We start from the raw sequence: 17,527 nt of genomic DNA, 5'->3' as shown, positions 1-17,527 counted from the left end.
CAATGACAGGATTAGAAGTCTGGCTGCTTGCAATTGGCTTAGCGATGGATTGTTTCGCTGTTTCTATTGCGAGCGGTATTATTTTGAAACGCATCCAATGGCGACCAATGTTCGTGATGGCTCTCTTTTTCGGTGTTTTCCAAGCATTAATGCCGCTGTTAGGTTGGACAGGCGCCAGCACATTCAGTCACCTTATCGAAAGTGTAGACCATTGGATAGCCTTTGCCATTCTTGCTTTTCTGGGTGGGCATATGGTGCGGGAATCTTTTAAGGAAGAAGATTGTCGTCATGATTTCAACCCGACCAGCTTAAAAGTCGTACTCACAATGGCCATAGCCACCAGTATCGATGCTTTAGCCATCGGCATATCCTTTGCTTTTCTGGGCATCCGTGATTTCTCTGCCATCCTCTCCCCTATCTGTATTATCGGATTTGTATCATTCGCCCTGTCGATGGCGGGCTTAATCTTCGGCATAAAATGCGGTTGCGGATTTGCACGAAAACTGCGTGCCGAACTATGGGGAGGCATCATACTGATGATCATCGGAGCCAAGATCTTAATTGAACATTTATTTTTCAGCTAACGAATAAAGAATGATATGAAAGCAAAAAAAAGTTTTATCTGGTTAGGCATTCTTCTGCTGGCAACAATCTGGATATTGGTTCGTAAAAACAACGTCCCTTACCACAGCATCAACGGATTGGTATTCGGAACGATTTATAACATCACTTATCAATATGATGGCGATCTGAAATCGGAGATAGAAGCCGAATTAAAACGGTTCGACGGTTCACTCTCACCCTTCAATGACACTTCCATTATTTCACGCATCAACCGGAATGAAGAAATTGTAACAGACAGTTTTTTTCAAACCTGTTTCAATCGTTCCATGGAGATATCGGAAGAAACCAATGGCGCTTTCGACATCACAATCGCCCCTCTGGCAAATGTCTGGGGATTCGGTTTTAAAAAGGGAGAGTTTCCGGATTCAATGAAAATAGACAGCCTGCTGCAAATCACCGATTATAAAAATGTAAAACTGGTTGACGGCAGGGTAGTAAAAGAAGATCCGCGTATCATGCTCAGTTGCAGTGCCGTCGCTAAAGGTTATTCGGTAGATGTCGTAGCACGCCTGCTTGAAAAAAAAGGTATTCAGAATTATATGGTAGATATCGGTGGGGAAATTGTTGCCAAAGGAAAAAATTCACGCAACGGGCTATGGCGCATCGGTATCAATAAGCCGATAGACGACTCATTGTCCGTCAATCAGGAAATACAAACCATACTTGAACTAAGCGATGCAGGACTTGCCACATCGGGAAATTACCGTAATTTTTATTATAAAGACGGAAAAAAGTATGCACACACCATTGATCCGCGAACAGGATATCCGGTACAACACAATATCCTTTCCGCTACCGTCATTGCCGAAGATTGCATGACAGCAGATGCCTTGGCTACAGCTTTCATGGTGATGGGGCTGGAAGAAGCATCCGCCTTTGCCAACGCGCATCCGGCAATAGACGCTTATTTTATCTATAGTGACGAAAACGGAAAATTCCAGACTTTCTTTACAGACGGAATGAAAAAGTATATGCCCGCTAAATAATTCGGGGCATAAAGTATCTTTTTTTCACTAAATGAGCGCATCTGATAAATATATCTTTTGGCAACTCCGACTCATGCCGTACAAAAGTATATACTATTATATGATGAAAGTGTATACTTTTATATGGCATAAGTGTACATTCATCTTGGTGATAAATACAGACTTATGCATTCGTTGTCCAATAGTTTTATCATCTTCTGATAATCAACCTATTACCAATCATTTCATAAACACAAAATACACAGCCAGAATCAAACAAAGAAAAGCGGCAAGATGATTCCAGTGTAAAGATTCGCCTTTAAACAATAAGGTGGAAAACACAGTAAACACAATCAGTGTAATCACCTCTTGAATTACTTTCAACTGCATCAACGTAAAGGGACCGCCGTTTCCATTGAATCCGAGCCGGTTGGCCGGTACTTGGCATGAATACTCGGCAAGAGCAATCAGCCAGGAAAACAATATAACGCCATACAACGGCCAATTGCTTATCACTTTAGTCTCCTGCAATTTTAAGTGCCCATACCATGCAAACGTCATGAATATATTCGAAACAATCAACAACGAAACAGCATAAATACCTTTCATCATATTTTTTCTGCTTTTAATATAAACTAATCTATTTTATCGGGTAATAACTCTTCCTGTACATTTGTCATACTTCCCCACAAGCTATAACGTGCTTCGGGATTCATCGCTTCAAGCTGTTGCAAAATAGCTTTCATATCACTGCGACTCGACTGGGATTCATAAGGGCAGTTTTTCACCTGCTTCCGATATTCATGCAACGCAGCAAGCTCTGTCAGGTCTTTTTCGTGTACCAGACACATCGGACGGATGATGGTCATATCGAACTTTTTCATTGCCAACTTAGGAGGCATCGTAGAGAAAGCACCTTGAAAAGTTATATTCATCAATAATGTTTCAAGGATATCATCCATATGATGTCCTAATGCTATTTTGTTGCATCCCTGCTCTTTGGCAACCGTAAAAAGAGCTTTCCGTCTATTCCAGGAGCAAAGAAAACAAGGCGACTTACGAGTGTCGGTAGTTGGATCGAAAGAGGTCTCATACACCACCAAAGGCACTCCGAAAGCCTCGGTATGTGCTTTCAGATATTCCAAATCGCTCTGATAAGGAATATTTTTCATTACTACATGTACGGCTACGACCGAAAATCGGGGTTTGAATATTTTCGCCCGCTTTCCCAATAACTCGACTAAGGCCAGTGAATCCTTTCCGCCCGAAAGACCGATTAGGATTTTATCACTTTCTTCTATCAGCCCATACTGCACCACTCCCTTATTAAACCGCCGCTCAATGCCGCGCAAGGTCTGTTCTTCTTCTGTAAACTTTGCCATATTTATAAAATCGGCTGCAAAAGTAAGCGAAAAGAATGATTTAAAGAAGAATTAACATAATAGAATAACAGTAAAACAGAGAATATTCCCGATTAATTTGTATTTTTGAACTTCTGAATTGCTACAAGTCACAAACCCTTGGTAGCAAGTAGTTTTGCAAAAGAGCAACGGACTCATTATCGGTCTTCCTTTGTTCGTAACTTGTAACTTAAAAGACAATGAAGAAAAAACATATCTTATTCTTTTTATTCTGCTTTGTACTGACAGGCATTTCTGCACAAACACTGGAGCAGGCTAAAGTCATGTTCAACAAAAAACAATACAGCGAGGCCAAGCCTGTTTTCAAGAAATACGTAAAATCTCAACCGGCTAACGGCAATTATAATTTGTGGTACGGTGTCTGCTGCCTGAAGACAGGAGAACCGCAGGAAGCCGTGAAATATTTAGAAACAGCCGTCAAGAAGCGCATTCCCAGCGGACAATTGTACTTGGCAGAAACTTACAATGACCTGTATCGCTTTGAAGACGCCGTTAAAAATTACGAAGCTTATATAGAAGATCTTACCAAAAAGAAAAAAACGACCGAAGAAGCCGAGAAGTTATTGGACAAGGCCAAAGCCAATCTCCGTATGTTGAAAGGTGTGGAAGAGGTATGCATCATCGACAGTTTTGTTGTAGATAAAGCGAACTTTCTCGATACTTATAAAATAAGCGAAGAATCAGGAAAGTTGTTCACGTATAATAAATTCTTCAAAACAGAAGGAGACCATCCGGGAACTGTGTATGAAACCGAACTCGCCAACAAAATATATTATAGCGAAAAGGATAAGAACGGTTTGCTCAATATTTTTTCTAAAAATAAAATGCTCGATGAATGGAGCAAGGGATGGGAACTTCCAAGTAGCATAAACGCTTCGGGAAATACAAACTATCCATACGTCTTGACAGATGGAGTAACCATTTATTACGCTTCGGACGGAGAAAGCTCCATCGGTGGATATGATATCTTCGTAACACGTTATAACACGGCCACCGATACGTACATGAGACCGGAAAATGTGGGTATGCCTTTCAATTCTCCATACAATGATTATATGTATGTGATCGATGAATACAACAATTTAGGTTGGTTTGCCTCAGACCGCTATCAACCGGAGGGGAAAGTCTGCATCTATGTTTTTATTCCGAACGAATCCAAGCAAGTATATAATTACGAAGCAATGGACCCGAAGCAAATAGTAGCCCTTGCCCAACTTCATTCGCTGAAAACAACCTGGAAAGATCAAAAGGAAGTGGATAGCGCCCGGAAAAGGCTGGAAGATGCCATCAATCATAAGCCTCAGGAACAGTTTGTAGCTGATTTTGAATTTGTGATCGATGATCATGCAACGTACTATCACCTGGATGATTTCAAATCTCCACAAGCGAAAGATCTCTTCAAAAGATATCAGACAAAAGAAAAAGATTATCGTCAGCAAGAAAATAAGCTGGACAACCAACGGCAGTGGTATGCACGTGCCAATAAAGAAGAAAAAGCTAAAATAGCTCCCTCTATCCTCGATCTTGAAAAACGGGTAAGACAAATGTCCCGTGAACTTGATGAAGAGGCTATCATCATCCGCAATACAGAAATACAATATAAAAAATAACAAAACTATGGACGTACTGATAATCATTGTACTCATCATCGCTGCAGTTATACTGTTTTTGGTGGAGTTATTCGTTATTCCGGGAATCAGCTTTGCAGGGATCGCAGCACTGGGATGTATTATTTTTGCCAACTATTATGCATTTGCCAATCTCGGTACGGGGGCAGGATTTATCACATTGGTCGTATCGGGTGTGGCCTGCGTCGGCTCACTGGTCGGTTTCATGCGTTCAAAAACACTGGACAAGCTGGCTCTAAAGAAAGATATAACTTCCAAAATAGACAACAGTGCCGCAAATAAAATCAAAGTAGGCGATATGGGTATAACCACCACCCGCCTGGCACAAATCGGTTATGCCGAAATTGAAGGTAACATCATAGAAGTAAAATCGACAGAAGGATTGCTGGACGAGAAGACTCCGATTATCGTTAACCGTATCGCTGACGGCACTATCTTTGTAGAAAAACAAAAACCATAATATTCACTTAATTCAAAACTCATCATGAATATCGAACCCATGTATCTGACTATCTTACTGATAGCGGGAGGTATTATTCTCCTGGTTCTCTTTTTTCATTATGTGCCTTTTTTCCTTTGGCTATCGGCCAAAGTATCAGGAGTAAACATCTCATTGGTACAACTTTTCCTCATGCGTATCCGTAATGTTCCGCCGTATATCATTGTGCCGGGCATGATCGAAGCCCACAAAGCCGGATTAAACAAAATCACTCGTAACGAACTCGAAGCACATTACTTGGCCGGAGGACATGTAGAACGGGTAGTACATGCGCTCGTATCTGCCTCAAAAGCCAATATAGAACTTCCGTTCCAGATGGCAACTGCCATTGACTTGGCAGGACGTGACGTATTCGAAGCTGTACAGATGTCTGTTAATCCGAAAGTGATCGACACACCCCCTGTAACTGCCGTTGCCAAAGACGGCATCCAGTTGATAGCCAAAGCCCGTGTAACGGTACGTGCCAATATCCGCCAGTTAGTAGGTGGTGCGGGCGAAGATACGATTCTGGCCCGTGTAGGCGAAGGCATTGTGTCTTCTATCGGTTCTTCCGAAAACCACAAATCGGTTCTTGAGAATCCGGACTCCATTTCCAAACTGGTATTGCGCAAAGGACTCGATGCAGGAACGGCTTTTGAAATCCTGTCTATCGATATCGCCGATATCGATATAGGTAAAAACATCGGTGCCGCCCTTCAGATAGACCAAGCCAATGCCGATAAAAACATTGCACAAGCCAAAGCGGAGGAACGCCGTGCAATGGCGGTAGCCACCGAACAGGAAATGAAAGCAAAAGCAGAAGAAGCACGGGCTAATGTGATTCAGGCAGAAGCGGAAATTCCTAAAGCAATCGCAGAAGCTTTCCGTAGCGGCAACTTAGGTATTATGGATTATTACAAGATAAAAAATATTCAAGCCGATACTTCCATGCGCGAAAATATAGCAAAACCGATCGGTGGAAATACGAACATGCCGCTTGGTGATTAATCCATCGCCACAAAATGATGCAGAGTTTCATAAGAACCTGTTTAAATTTTACTCAGCATTATTTTAAAAGTTATTTTTGAGGATGTTTTTCTGTTTTTAAAGGAGGATAGCGGGCTATCTGACGAATGAAAGCAGGAAAACAGACCGAAAATGAGCTTAAAATAAACTGATAAAACTTTTTAGGGGAAAATGTAAGCAGGCTCGAAGGTTTTCATTTTTAATAAACACTTTGTGGAGCTCTGTGTTATTTTTATAGAGAACTTGTTTAAAACTTAATCCTTATAAACATGAAAAAGTATTTTCCTTCCTCGGAGTTGATCATCAATGAAGACGGATCTGTATTCCATCTCCACGTGAAACCGGAACAACTGGCCGACAAAGTCATTTTAGTGGGTGATCCCGGACGTGTGGCACTCGTAGCTTCTCATTTTGAGAATAAAGAATTCGAGGTAGAAAGCCGCGAATTTAAAACGGTCACAGGAACCTATAAAGGCAAGCGTATTACGGTTGTCTCTACCGGTATCGGTTGCGACAATATCGACATCGTCATGAACGAATTGGACGCATTGGCCAATATCGATTTTCAAACTCGTGAAGAGAAAGAACACCTTCGCTCATTGGAATTAGTGCGCATCGGCACTTGCGGGGGATTACAGCCCAATACTCCGGTCGGTACTTTCGTCTGCTCACAAAAATCAATCGGATTTGACGGATTGCTGAACTTCTATGCCGGACGTAACGCTGTTTGTGACCTTGCTTTCGAACGAGCTTTCCTGAACCATATGGGATGGTCGGGCAACATGTGCGCCCCCGCCCCTTATGTGATTGATGCCAATGCCGAGTTGATTGACCGGATTGCAAAAGAAGATATGGTACGTGGTGTGACTATCGCTGCGGGAGGGTTCTTCGGTCCACAGGGACGTGAACTGCGTGTACCGTTGGCTGATCCCAATCAAAACGACAAGATTGAGAAGTTTGAATACAACGGCTTCAAAATTACGAATTTCGAAATGGAGAGCTCCGCTCTTGCAGGACTGGGCAGATTGATGGGACACAAGGCTATGACTGTGTGCATGGTAATAGCCAATCGTTTGATTAAAGAAGCGAACACCGGTTATAAGAATACCATCGATACTTTGATTAAAACCGTTCTCGATAGAATCTGATGAATTTATCTTTTGTCGCCATCGACTTCGAAACAGCTACAGGCTACATGGAGAGTGCTTGTTCGGTAGGTATCGTCACCGTGACCGACGGTATCATAACAGACGAATATTGCAGTCTCATCCAACCGCCGGAAAACGAATATTGGCGTTCAAATATCCTCGTACATGGCATTACCCCGGATATGACCGAATCATTGCCGGGGTTTCATGCCATTTATCCCGAAGTGAAAAAACGGTTGCAAGGAATGACAGTGGTTGCCCACAATGAACAATTCGACCGTAATGTATTGCAGCGCACGATGCGTATGTATCAACTTGATTACGATGAATTGCTGCTTGCGGAACGTTGGGAATGTACTTTACGCATTTACCGTTCTTTAGGCTATAAACCGGCAAATCTGAGTGCCTGTTGCGAACGACAAGGTATCGAACTTACACATCACGAAGCCCTGTCCGATGCTCGCGGATGTGCCAAATTATACCTTAATTTTCTGGAACGCTACTGTCCGGCTAATACCCTATGGTAAATCGTTCTTGATGATGGGCAGGTTTTTCAAACTCGTCAATCATGGCAGCCGCATAATCCTGTACGGAAATATGGCTGTTACCTGCTATGTCTACCACCATATCATCTTTTCCTAAACGATATCTGCCGGTACGTACTCCGGGAGCCATATCGGCAGCCGGTGAGAAAAACACCCAATCGATTTCTTTTTCTTTTTTCAAGAAATGAAAATAAAAATCACTTAATGCCTTGACTCCGGGTAATAGTTTTTCGGGTACCTCACCGGAATCTACCAAACGTATGCCCGGAGCTATAAACAAAGACCCGGCACCGCCGACCATCAGGAAACGGCTGACTCCGGATTTCTTCACTCCGTCCATTATTGTCAGATAAACCTTAATCGTTTCATCGTATATATCCGGATTATCCCATCCGGGATTGAATGCACTGATCACCGCATCGGCTCCTTTACATACTTCGGCTACCTCATCCAAGGAAGAAACATCCGCTTTCTTTATGATCAGATTTTCATTTTGTATCTTGATCTTCTCCGGATGGCGAACCACTGCCGTAACTTGAATTTCACGGTTTAAAGCTTCATTCAGAATAGCCGACCCCACGAAGCCACTCGCTCCTATTAATACTACCTTTTTCATATCCAATTTGTTTTAATGTTCAATTTATAATACTATATTATAACACACCACCCTACAAATTGTTGTGACATGAAAAAGAGGATCAGATATACTTCTCGATTGCCACTTTTAACTGCTCCATGGAATAAGGTTTAGATACCACCTCATTACAACCGGCAGCAAACGCCTGCTTCTGTTCTGTATAAAAAGCATGGGCCGTCACTGCTATAATGGGGATATCAGCAGACATGGTGCGAATTTTTGCAGTAGCTTCAATACCATTCATCACCGGCATACGAATGTCCATCAAGATTAAATCGGGAGTATCCCGTAAGAAACTTTTCACAGCATCTTCCCCGTTCGTTACCCACAAAATAGTATATTCTTTTTTTAGAAAAGCATTTATCTGCATAAAGTTGACCTCGATATCTTCAACCACAAGAATCCGCTTTTGCCCTGTCTTATACGCAGTCCCCTCATCTGCTGACGAATGGATTTGTCGATAAGGCAGATATAAAGCGAACACGCTCCCTTTACCCAATTCAGATTCTACTTCGATCCGTCCGCCAAGACGTTCTACAATACTTTGGCAGATAGGTAATCCTAATCCTGTACCCTGTACAAAAGCATTCAATTTCTCAAAACGGGTAAATATCAGGGGGAGCTTCTCCTTAGATATACCGCAACCGGTATCACGGACGAACAACTTTACCCAATCTCCCTCTTTACACATCCCCAATGTTATAGTGCCCTGTTTCGTATTCTTGATAGCATTGGAAAGAAAATTGAACAATACTTGAGTAACCCGATTACGGTCCGTCACCGTAACTATTTCCTCTTCCGGACGTACTACTTTAAACTCAACATTCTCTTTCATCTTCAATCGATGTACTTTCCCGACCTCATCAATCAACGTACAGATCTCCGCCGGTTGAAGCTGCATCTCCGACTTCCCCGATTCAATACGTGACAAATCAAGGATATCATCGATCAACTGCAACAACAAATTGCTATTCTTACGGATGATGCCTATGTATTCTTCTTTTTCTTCGGGATCTTCCGTAAAAGCAACAATCTCAGAAAAACCGACAATAGCATTGAGTGGAGTACGTATTTCATGGCTCATATTTGCCAGAAAAACAGATTTCATCCGATCCGCCTCTTCCGCTTTCCGTTTTGCTTCGATCAATTCTTTAGCGTGTTGCACCCTTTCTCCGATATCATGGATCAAAGCCAACACGTTGTTACCTTCAAAAGGAGCAATACGTGCCTGAAAATAATACCTGCCATTCTCAACGTCCAACGGGTATTCTATCTCTTTCATTTCCCCGTCTTTCAAACATTCATTAATATTCCGAATGAATAAATCACTGACTTCAGGGCTATAGATAGAACGTCCGTCAGCACCTTTTAAAACGTCCACCGGATGCAGCAAAACCGTATCAGGAGCCATTAAGACATCTGTTATAAAGAAATTATTATCGAAAATAAAGATAAATTCAGGCAAAGCTTCAATAATCTTCCGATTCCGTTCTTCCAGTCGCCGGATATGCGACTCTTTCTCACATTGCGAAGTAACATTAATAGTATATGCAATTATCTTTTCGGGGTGTCCCGCTTCATTCTTCTGATAAGAGAGGAAATGATCCTCCAGCCAGATAATCTCACCATGACACCCCATACAGCGCACCTGTATCTGAGATATCTTGTCCTCCGATTCAAGCATCTGTGAAAAAGCATTCCGGTAAGGCACGATATCTTCCGAATGGGCATATTGATAAAAGTCATCAATATTTTCAAATACGATGCCTGCTTCTCTCAGACCCAATATACGAAAATAGTCATCCGTAAAACTACATTGTCCGGTAGGGATATCATACTCCCACAATGCTATTTGATGCGCGGCCAAAACGGAGGTTATCTCTTGATATTTATTTTTCAGTTCATCAAAATCCTCATCCTTTGTCAGTGAATTCATTTCTTCTATTACCATGGTATGTATTGTTTTGCTGTATGATAAACAAAGATATGAATTATAAAGAATAACTTGCACCAAAGTTATCTCTTTTTTCTTCAGAAAGTTTTATCTTTGCCTTTCATAAAATAAAAAACAATGAATCAAGATACCATCTGCGCCATCGCCACCGCTCAAGGTGGTGCTATCGGAAGTATTCGTGTTTCCGGCCCCCATGCCATTGACATCACTGAACGGATATTTATTCCTGTGAAAGCTGAGAAAAAATTAACCGGCAGAAAGCCATATACCCTCACATTCGGCCATATCTACAACGGAGAAGAAATAATAGATGAAGTGCTTGTCAGTCTGTTTCGTACTCCCCATTCTTATACAGGAGAAGACAGTACTGAAATTACCTGCCATGGTTCCAGCTATATCCTCCAGCAGGTATTGCAGTTGCTTATCAAAAACGGTTGTCGTCTGGCGCAACCCGGTGAATTTACACAAAGAGCTTTCTTAAATGGCAAAATGGATCTCAGCCAGGCGGAAGCGGTAGCGGATTTAATTGCTTCAACATCAGCAGCAACCCATCGCCTTGCCATGAGTCAGATGCGAGGCGGGTTCAGTAAAGAGCTGACAGATCTCCGGGAAAAGCTACTCAACTTCACCTCTATGATAGAATTGGAATTGGACTTCAGTGAGGAGGACGTAGAATTTGCCGACCGTTCCGCATTGTTGCAACTGGCAGATAGCATAGAAAAAGTAATAGCCCGTCTGGTGTATTCATTTAATGTAGGTAATGTTATCAAGAACGGTGTTCCTGTAGCTATTATCGGTGAAACGAATGCCGGAAAATCAACACTCCTCAATGTTTTGTTAAATGAAGACAAAGCCATCGTCAGTGACATTCACGGCACCACCCGTGATGTCATCGAAGATACCGTAAACATCAATGGTATCACCTTTCGCTTCATCGACACGGCGGGCATTCGTGAAACCAATGATACAATCGAGAATTTAGGTATAGAGCGTACCTTTCAAAAAATTGATCAAGCGGAAATTATCCTTTGGATGATCGATGCTACAGACGCCCCCTCGCAAATAGAAGGACTATCGAAAAAGCTCCTCCCCCATTGCGAAGGCAAACACCTGATCCTCACTTTTAATAAATCCGACCTCATCAGAGAAGAGCAGAAAGAAGCCATTTTGTTTCTCCTAACGAATTTTCCAAAAACTGATATAAATTCGATCTTTATCTCTGCAAAACAACATTCAGGAACAGATGAATTACAACAGATGCTGACTGAAGCCGCTCATTTACCGACAATCACTCAAAATGATGTCATTGTCACCAATGTTCGTCATCACGAAGCACTTAGTCTTGCTTTGGAAGCCATACACCGTGTACAGGAAGGATTGAACAGAAATATTTCCGGAGATTTTTTGGCACAGGATATACGCGAATGTATTTTTCATCTATCGGATATCGCGGGAGAGGTTACTAATGACATGGTATTGCAGAATATTTTTCAAAATTTCTGCATCGGAAAATAAGTGGTGATTACCAACGATTAGCATATATCATCAATGATTATTAAGGCGTTCATTTTGAACGCCTTTCTTTTTAGCCTTATAAGCGATGGTTATCGTTTATAGGGCTTTTTCAGCTCATTTTTGTACCGCATTTGTTGCTCGCTTGTTAAAGACTGAAAATCCTGTAGAAAGGTAGTAGAGAAACTATACGCCATTTTACACGGTTTTACGGGAATTTACAAAAATAACGGAGAAATAAAGATGAATTAAAATGAGCAGCAACCTGAAAATTAAGCGAATTTGTGCTTGGTGCGGTAAAGAGTTTATCGCCCAAAAGACAACTACTGCGTGTTGTTCCAAGCAATGTGCCAACGCACTCTATAAAAAGAGAAAGCGTGATGAAGCAATCAAAGCAAACAATCAAATCGTAGAAAAGAAGATAGAAGAAAAGCCTATTGAAAGAATAAAAGACAAACCATTTCTTACAATCACCGAAACGGCTATCTATCTCGGAGTAACTAGACCAACCGTTTACGGTTACATTAAACGTAGTGAATTAAAGGTCATTCGCTTGGGCTTCAAATACCTTTTGAATAAAGAGGATATTGATGTGTTATTCAATAATCCAACAGAATTCCATACACCAACAAAAGAGAAAGCCCCTATCACCGACTTCTACACCACCGCAGAAGTCAAAGAGAAATATCATGTAAACGAATCATGGATATTCTTAGTAGCCAAGAAGAACAACATCCCTCGGACTTTCAATCGTGGTAAGACCTACTGGAGTAAGAAACACATGGATGCTTACTTCGCCAAGAAAGCACCGAATCCTGACATTACCGAATGGTACAGTACCCAAGAAATGCACGAGAAGTTCGGCATGACCTTATCCGCCATCTACTGTTTCGTTTCCAAGAATGCCATTCCAAAGAAGAAAGAGGGCATCATGGTGTACTATTCTAAGAAGCATGTGGATATAGCCAAGGGCATTGCTGCCCCCGAAGAACCTCAATATTATACGGTAGCCGAAGCAATGGAGAAATTCAATCTCACCCGTGACCAGCTCTATCATTATGCGAAGTATCATAATATCCCTAAGGTCAAGAAAGGCAAATACACACTTATCTCCAAGCCAGAACTGGATAAGTTGCTTGCAGCCCCAAAGATTGAATAAGTTATTTTTCGGTGAATATACCCACCATTGAATCACCTTATTCCTTTAACACCAAACAAATGTAAAACTCTAAATATTAAACAGTATGTCACACACGTGTACAAAAGTAACAGTTCGTCAGAGAGTGATTCGAAACAATCGTATCTCCTTGTATCTGGATTATTATCCGGCAGTCCGTAACCCTGAAACGATGCAGATGAGCCGCAGGGAATACCTTGGCATCTACATCTATGCCCATCCCAAAAACGAAATGGAACGGGAGTTCAACAACGATATGTTGAACAAAGCAGAAGCGATCCGTTGCATCCGGGTACAATCGCTCATCAACGAAGAGTTTGGCTTCTTGGATAAGACCAAGCAGAAAGCCGATTTCCTCGCCTACTTCAAGAAGATGTGTCGAAACAAAGACCAGAAATGGCAATTCGTCTATCAGCATTTCTACAACTTCGTCAAGGGACAATGTACCTTTGGTGATGTGAATGTGGATTTATGCAAGAAGTTCCGTGAGTACCTGCTAAACGCCAAACAACTCAAACACAGCAACCGCTCCATATCCCTCAATTCGGCATCCGGCTACTACTCTACTTTCAGAGGATTATTGAAGATTGCCTATCGGGATAAATGGTTTCGGGAGAACATTAACGATTACCTTGATAAGATAGAGCCACAAGACGTAAAGAAAGAGTATCTGACGTTGGAAGAAGTAAAACAACTCGCTGCCACTCCTTGCGACATCCCCGTATTGAAATCCGCTTCTCTGTTCGCTTGTCTGACAGGCTTACGCATCAGTGATATTCTCAATCTGCAATGGGAAGACTTTACTATCGCTCCAGACCAAGGTTATTGTCTGCGTATCAGGACACAGAAAACTCAAACGGAGGCAACACTCCCCATCAGTTACGAAGCCTACGAACTATGCGGTACGCCCGGAACAGGCAAAGTATTCAAGAAGTTGAAACGGAGTATGATTAATTATCCGCTGAAAAGCTGGCTCAAAAAGGCAGGGATAACGAAACCGATAACCTTCCACGGATTTCGTCACTCGTATGCCGTCATACAAATATCCTTAGGTACAGATATTTACACGGTCTCAAAGATGCTAACGCATAAGAACGTGTCCACAACTCAGATATATGCCGATTTGGTCAATACCAAGAAGCGAGAAACAGCTAATAAAATATCACTCAAATAGATAGAACTATGAAACGAGGAATCATAACCAACAACGGACAAGGCATCTATATTTCCGATGGCGAAGTATGGATGACCTCTTGGGAGCTGGCAGACTTGTTTTATACAACGGCTGGTACTATCCACGCTGCAATTAAGAGAATACTGAAAATCAATATTTTGAATAGCTACGAAGTTCGTAAGTACATCAAATTGGAGAATGGGAACAATGCCGATGTGTATAATCTCGATATGGTTATAATCCTATCCTATCAGATTGACACCGGGCATTCCACTGCATTTAGGAAATGGCTAATAAACAAAGTCGCTCATAAACAAGATTACAACCTCCTGTTATATTTTAACAAGGATACAAACCATACATTGTATTGCTAATAAGCAATATCTCTATACCCTATTGATTATCTGCATTGTTTACCTTAAATGATGCAGATAATTTTTGTTTTTAAGATACACAAGCCTATTTACCCAACTATTTTCATCCAAAAGCAAGAAATTTGCAATACGCTTATTATTAGGAGTATAACATGGTGAAAAGTGATGAAATATATCGTCAAAAGCCCATTAACAGGCAAAACTATGGATTTTCTCAAAAATTAATCCTATATATTTGCACACAAACGATTAATACATCTCACTATGGAACAGAGAAAGATAGAACATATAACATTGCATCTGATTGTTTTTGGTACAATCGCAATCATTGGTGTTTTAGCCCGCCAGACCGTACTTCACTATGGTTGGGACGAGTTCAGTAGTTACCTCATTTTGGTGGTATGCACCATTATAATGGGAGCTATCTATCTCAATCTGCAAATGGTATTCAGACAACTCCTTTCCCCAACAATAGAAAAAAGCTTTATGAGATTTGAGTGCTATCGTAATAAGGCGGTGGTAACTGAAAATCCAATAGAACATCAGGAATCTATTGAAAATACCATAGATCCAGAACCTATCGTTTCTGAATCTGAAGCAGAAATCGAAACTACATCTGACACCACAAAAGAAGTTTCTACTCTCTCGCTTTCAGAATCCAATGAAGACATGGTAGAATTTCCAAAGGAGGAAGTCCCTACAGCCTCTATTAGCAACATCCCTATCAATGTGCTTAATCAACCATCAGAATATGAGATTTCCCGTGCAAACGCTATGGCTGAGAAAGAACGAGAATCACAAGAAAAACTTGATAAGGTCATTGCTTACACAAAACAAACCTTAGTTCTCTATCTTGATGAAGCTGCACTTAATCGCTTGTGTAGATATGTTACAAAATATTACTTATCAGATACTCTGCCTAAAGTTGAACCTATAAAGGTTGATTCTCAGTTAAAGACCATTGACATCATGCACTTTGGATGGAATATCGGTAAAGCATTTGGCAAGCCACGCTTACAGACTGCCACATTCATAAAGAGGGTATTCGCTCATACTCTCCGTGATTCGGAAATATCTACCATTGAGCGCAAAATGTCTCATACTGAATCTGAATGCAAGATTAAATTAGACAAGAAGATTGCCTAACTAAAAATCAATCCAAAATTCCAATCTTTCTAATTTTACGGGTTCCTTTTATTTCTTTTGAAACTGAATTGTAAATTATTAACTCATGTCATATGTGTCCACTAAAAATTGGACTCGGTTAAAAGTTAAATAAATTCGGATCACTTGAACTGCAAAGATTTTCAACACCGTTGATATTCTTTTTGCGGGACAAGCCTAAATAGATTTTGTCAGTAAGCGAGATTCCGAGAATCTAAATTTCCTAAACCAACTTTCTATTTTATTGAACTATACCAATATCATTAAAACACTTATAATAAACATTGTTCTACCCTAAACTGGTACACTTTGTGCTTTACACCCTCAGGATCGGACTTGCAACACTCACCATACTTTTTCCCTGACCCGCAAGGACAATAATCATCATCCGTCAGCCCGGGATAATCAGTCAAAGGCTTATGAATGTGCTTGATATAATATATCCAATGTTGAAATGGCTTCGTCCAATACTGCATTAATCCCTCTACCAACGAGTAGTCATAGTTATCCTCGCTATTTCCATCTTTACCCTTAGTAAATAGTACAGCATACTTATGTACTGGATTATCCACAATATCTATGCTTTTGAGTTCAAAGTCCTCAATTATATTGCAACAGAACTGACCATTATATACATATCCTCTTCTGTGTCCACAGTCATGCCTTATGTTACGGATCTGATTGCAGATAGAGCAACGCTCCTTCTTGATTTGTATCACATAGCTACAGAATATCTGATACGGATACAAGCCCTGCAGTCGGATGATACATTCATACAGGTCTTTTACGATAGTAAAAACATCTTGGGAATTGCGTTGGAGATTGTTGCACATAATCTCCACCTGTTCCGCTTCACACCACGCTTTGTAGTATTCGTGCTGTTGCAGCAACTCATACACATCAACCATCCCCTGATATATCTCAATAACAGTCTTTATTGCCCAAAAGTTATTGGCTTGTTGCTCTTGATGATTGTTCCTTGCATTATGCAGATCTTTTCGTACAACATTCAGTGCTCCCTTGTAATCAAAAGAATCATCACAAAGATGTTGCAGAATATCAATGTATTTACTTTCCATCACCAGCTATTATCTTAATTTGTTCTCCAGCTTCTTCCATACCCGACACCGGTCCATCGTATTTCACCTCAATGCATTTACCTGTTGAGTCGCGAATAATAACAGAGAAAGAACACTCTGGTTCAGACTGAAACGAGGGTACATCTGCCACCTGTTCTACAACTGGTTCCGTCTTGACCGCTTCATCAATAACATCCTTTATATAACCGCTGACTATATTCCAAATGATAACACCAGATATGCTTGATGTAGCAATTATTTTCCCCAACCGAACTTTTACCGAGCACAACTCCAATTGCGTAAACTCCTCATCATTGCAACAGATTTCGATACTCACACTATTGACATGCTTGCAGTAGTTATAGAAGTCACTCGCATAATTGGTAAACGCCTTTGGACAATCACGAAACCCTTCTGGTATAAGAACCAACTGCGAAGACATTACAGATTGTTTTATGGGATCCGACAGTTCCATCTCAGTACACCAATCATCCAGCGTCTTAAAGTATTCTTGAATGACAAGATGTGGTTCTTCAACAACACCAACCAATTCACTTAGTTTTGACATAATACTTTATCTATATTTTCATACTCAAATTTTATGCAAAGGTAGCTAAATCC

General features: G+C 41.0%; 18 protein-coding genes. 12 read left to right on the top strand and 6 right to left on the bottom strand.

What is annotated here, in order from left to right:
• The first annotated feature begins 2 nt into the window (after window positions 1–2).
• Complete coding sequence (locus RB604_RS10620) at window positions 3–584, top strand: manganese efflux pump MntP (protein ID WP_021935552.1); 582 nt, start codon at window positions 3–5, stop codon at window positions 582–584.
• Between the two features lie 15 nt (window positions 585–599).
• Complete coding sequence (locus tag RB604_RS10615) at window positions 600–1,610, top strand: FAD:protein FMN transferase (RefSeq protein WP_055295585.1); 1,011 nt, start codon at window positions 600–602, stop codon at window positions 1,608–1,610.
• Window positions 1,611–1,829: 219 nt separating this feature from the next.
• Here RB604_RS10615 and RB604_RS10610 read toward each other — a convergent pair whose 3' ends face one another.
• Complete coding sequence (locus RB604_RS10610; protein WP_044093749.1) at window positions 1,830–2,198, bottom strand: DMT family protein; 369 nt, start codon at window positions 2,196–2,198, stop codon at window positions 1,830–1,832.
• 26 nt (window positions 2,199–2,224) lie between these two features.
• Window positions 2,225–2,971 (bottom strand): PP-loop family protein, encoded by a 747-nt coding sequence (locus RB604_RS10605; protein WP_055295587.1) that lies wholly within the window; start codon window positions 2,969–2,971, stop codon window positions 2,225–2,227.
• 218 nt (window positions 2,972–3,189) lie between these two features.
• Here RB604_RS10605 and RB604_RS10600 point away from each other — a divergent pair, with 218 nt between their 5' ends.
• From RB604_RS10600 to RB604_RS10580, 5 genes are all read left to right on the top strand, one after another.
• The gene (locus tag RB604_RS10600; protein ID WP_122282075.1) at window positions 3,190–4,620 is read left to right on the top strand and encodes a tetratricopeptide repeat protein; all 1,431 of its coding nucleotides are present in this window, start codon (window positions 3,190–3,192) and stop codon (window positions 4,618–4,620) included.
• A gap of 7 nt (window positions 4,621–4,627) precedes the next feature.
• Window positions 4,628–5,098, top strand: a complete 471-nt coding sequence (locus RB604_RS10595) for an NfeD family protein (protein WP_005924479.1) — start codon at window positions 4,628–4,630, stop codon at window positions 5,096–5,098.
• A 24-nt stretch (window positions 5,099–5,122) separates the two neighbouring features.
• Complete coding sequence (gene floA, locus RB604_RS10590; protein ID WP_055295592.1) at window positions 5,123–6,124, top strand: flotillin-like protein FloA; 1,002 nt, start codon at window positions 5,123–5,125, stop codon at window positions 6,122–6,124.
• Window positions 6,125–6,411: 287 nt separating this feature from the next.
• A complete protein-coding gene (locus RB604_RS10585; RefSeq protein WP_005924483.1) occupies window positions 6,412–7,290 on the top strand; it encodes a nucleoside phosphorylase in 879 nt (292 codons plus the stop codon).
• Complete coding sequence (locus RB604_RS10580; protein WP_055295594.1) at window positions 7,290–7,817, top strand: 3'-5' exonuclease; 528 nt, start codon at window positions 7,290–7,292, stop codon at window positions 7,815–7,817. Before RB604_RS10585 ends, RB604_RS10580 begins: the two co-directional genes overlap by 1 nt.
• Here RB604_RS10580 and RB604_RS10575 read toward each other — a convergent pair.
• On the bottom strand, window positions 7,801–8,451 hold the full coding sequence (locus RB604_RS10575; protein WP_055295596.1) for an NAD(P)-dependent oxidoreductase: 651 nt from the start codon (window positions 8,449–8,451) through the stop codon (window positions 7,801–7,803). The genes RB604_RS10580 and RB604_RS10575 overlap by 17 nt on opposite strands.
• An 82-nt stretch (window positions 8,452–8,533) precedes the next feature.
• Window positions 8,534–10,408 carry a PAS domain-containing hybrid sensor histidine kinase/response regulator gene (locus RB604_RS10570; protein ID WP_224204025.1) on the bottom strand — a complete coding sequence of 625 codons (1,875 nt, stop codon included), beginning with the start codon at window positions 10,406–10,408 and terminating at the stop codon, window positions 8,534–8,536.
• A 135-nt stretch (window positions 10,409–10,543) separates the two neighbouring features.
• Here RB604_RS10570 and mnmE point away from each other — a divergent pair, with 135 nt between their 5' ends.
• The 5 genes from mnmE (at window position 10,544) to RB604_RS10545 (ending at window position 15,809) form a co-directional block, all read left to right on the top strand.
• A complete protein-coding gene (gene mnmE, locus RB604_RS10565) occupies window positions 10,544–11,941 on the top strand; it encodes a tRNA uridine-5-carboxymethylaminomethyl(34) synthesis GTPase MnmE (RefSeq protein ID WP_007478337.1) in 1,398 nt (465 codons plus the stop codon).
• Between the two features lie 250 nt (window positions 11,942–12,191).
• Complete coding sequence (locus RB604_RS10560) at window positions 12,192–13,097, top strand: helix-turn-helix domain-containing protein (protein WP_149928492.1); 906 nt, start codon at window positions 12,192–12,194, stop codon at window positions 13,095–13,097.
• A gap of 85 nt (window positions 13,098–13,182) precedes the next feature.
• Window positions 13,183–14,289, top strand: a complete 1,107-nt coding sequence (locus RB604_RS10555; RefSeq protein ID WP_149928494.1) for a tyrosine-type recombinase/integrase — start codon at window positions 13,183–13,185, stop codon at window positions 14,287–14,289.
• A gap of 8 nt (window positions 14,290–14,297) precedes the next feature.
• Window positions 14,298–14,663: a virulence RhuM family protein gene (locus tag RB604_RS10550; RefSeq protein ID WP_195380724.1), complete on the top strand. Its 366-nt coding sequence runs from the start codon at window positions 14,298–14,300 to the stop codon at window positions 14,661–14,663.
• Window positions 14,664–14,927: 264 nt separating this feature from the next.
• Window positions 14,928–15,809, top strand: coding sequence for a mobilization protein (locus RB604_RS10545; RefSeq protein WP_195380722.1), 882 nt, complete (start codon window positions 14,928–14,930; stop codon window positions 15,807–15,809).
• Between the two features lie 290 nt (window positions 15,810–16,099).
• On the opposite strand, the gene RB604_RS10540 is transcribed toward RB604_RS10545, so the two are convergent.
• Together RB604_RS10540 and RB604_RS10535 are read right to left on the bottom strand one after the other, a co-directional pair.
• Window positions 16,100–16,906: an SEC-C metal-binding domain-containing protein gene (locus RB604_RS10540; protein ID WP_032595631.1), complete on the bottom strand. Its 807-nt coding sequence runs from the start codon at window positions 16,904–16,906 to the stop codon at window positions 16,100–16,102.
• Window positions 16,896–17,474 carry a hypothetical protein gene (locus RB604_RS10535; protein ID WP_032595630.1) on the bottom strand — a complete coding sequence of 193 codons (579 nt, stop codon included), beginning with the start codon at window positions 17,472–17,474 and terminating at the stop codon, window positions 16,896–16,898. Before RB604_RS10535 ends, RB604_RS10540 begins: the two co-directional genes overlap by 11 nt.
• Window positions 17,475–17,527 lie beyond the last annotated feature (53 nt).

This window comes from Bacteroides salyersiae, from assembly GCF_031172035.1.
In the GTDB taxonomy this organism is placed as follows: Bacteria; Bacteroidota; Bacteroidia; order Bacteroidales; family Bacteroidaceae; genus Bacteroides; species Bacteroides salyersiae.
The sequence above is the reverse complement of the archived record's forward strand: the minus strand, read 5'-3'. Positions and strand labels throughout refer to the sequence as shown.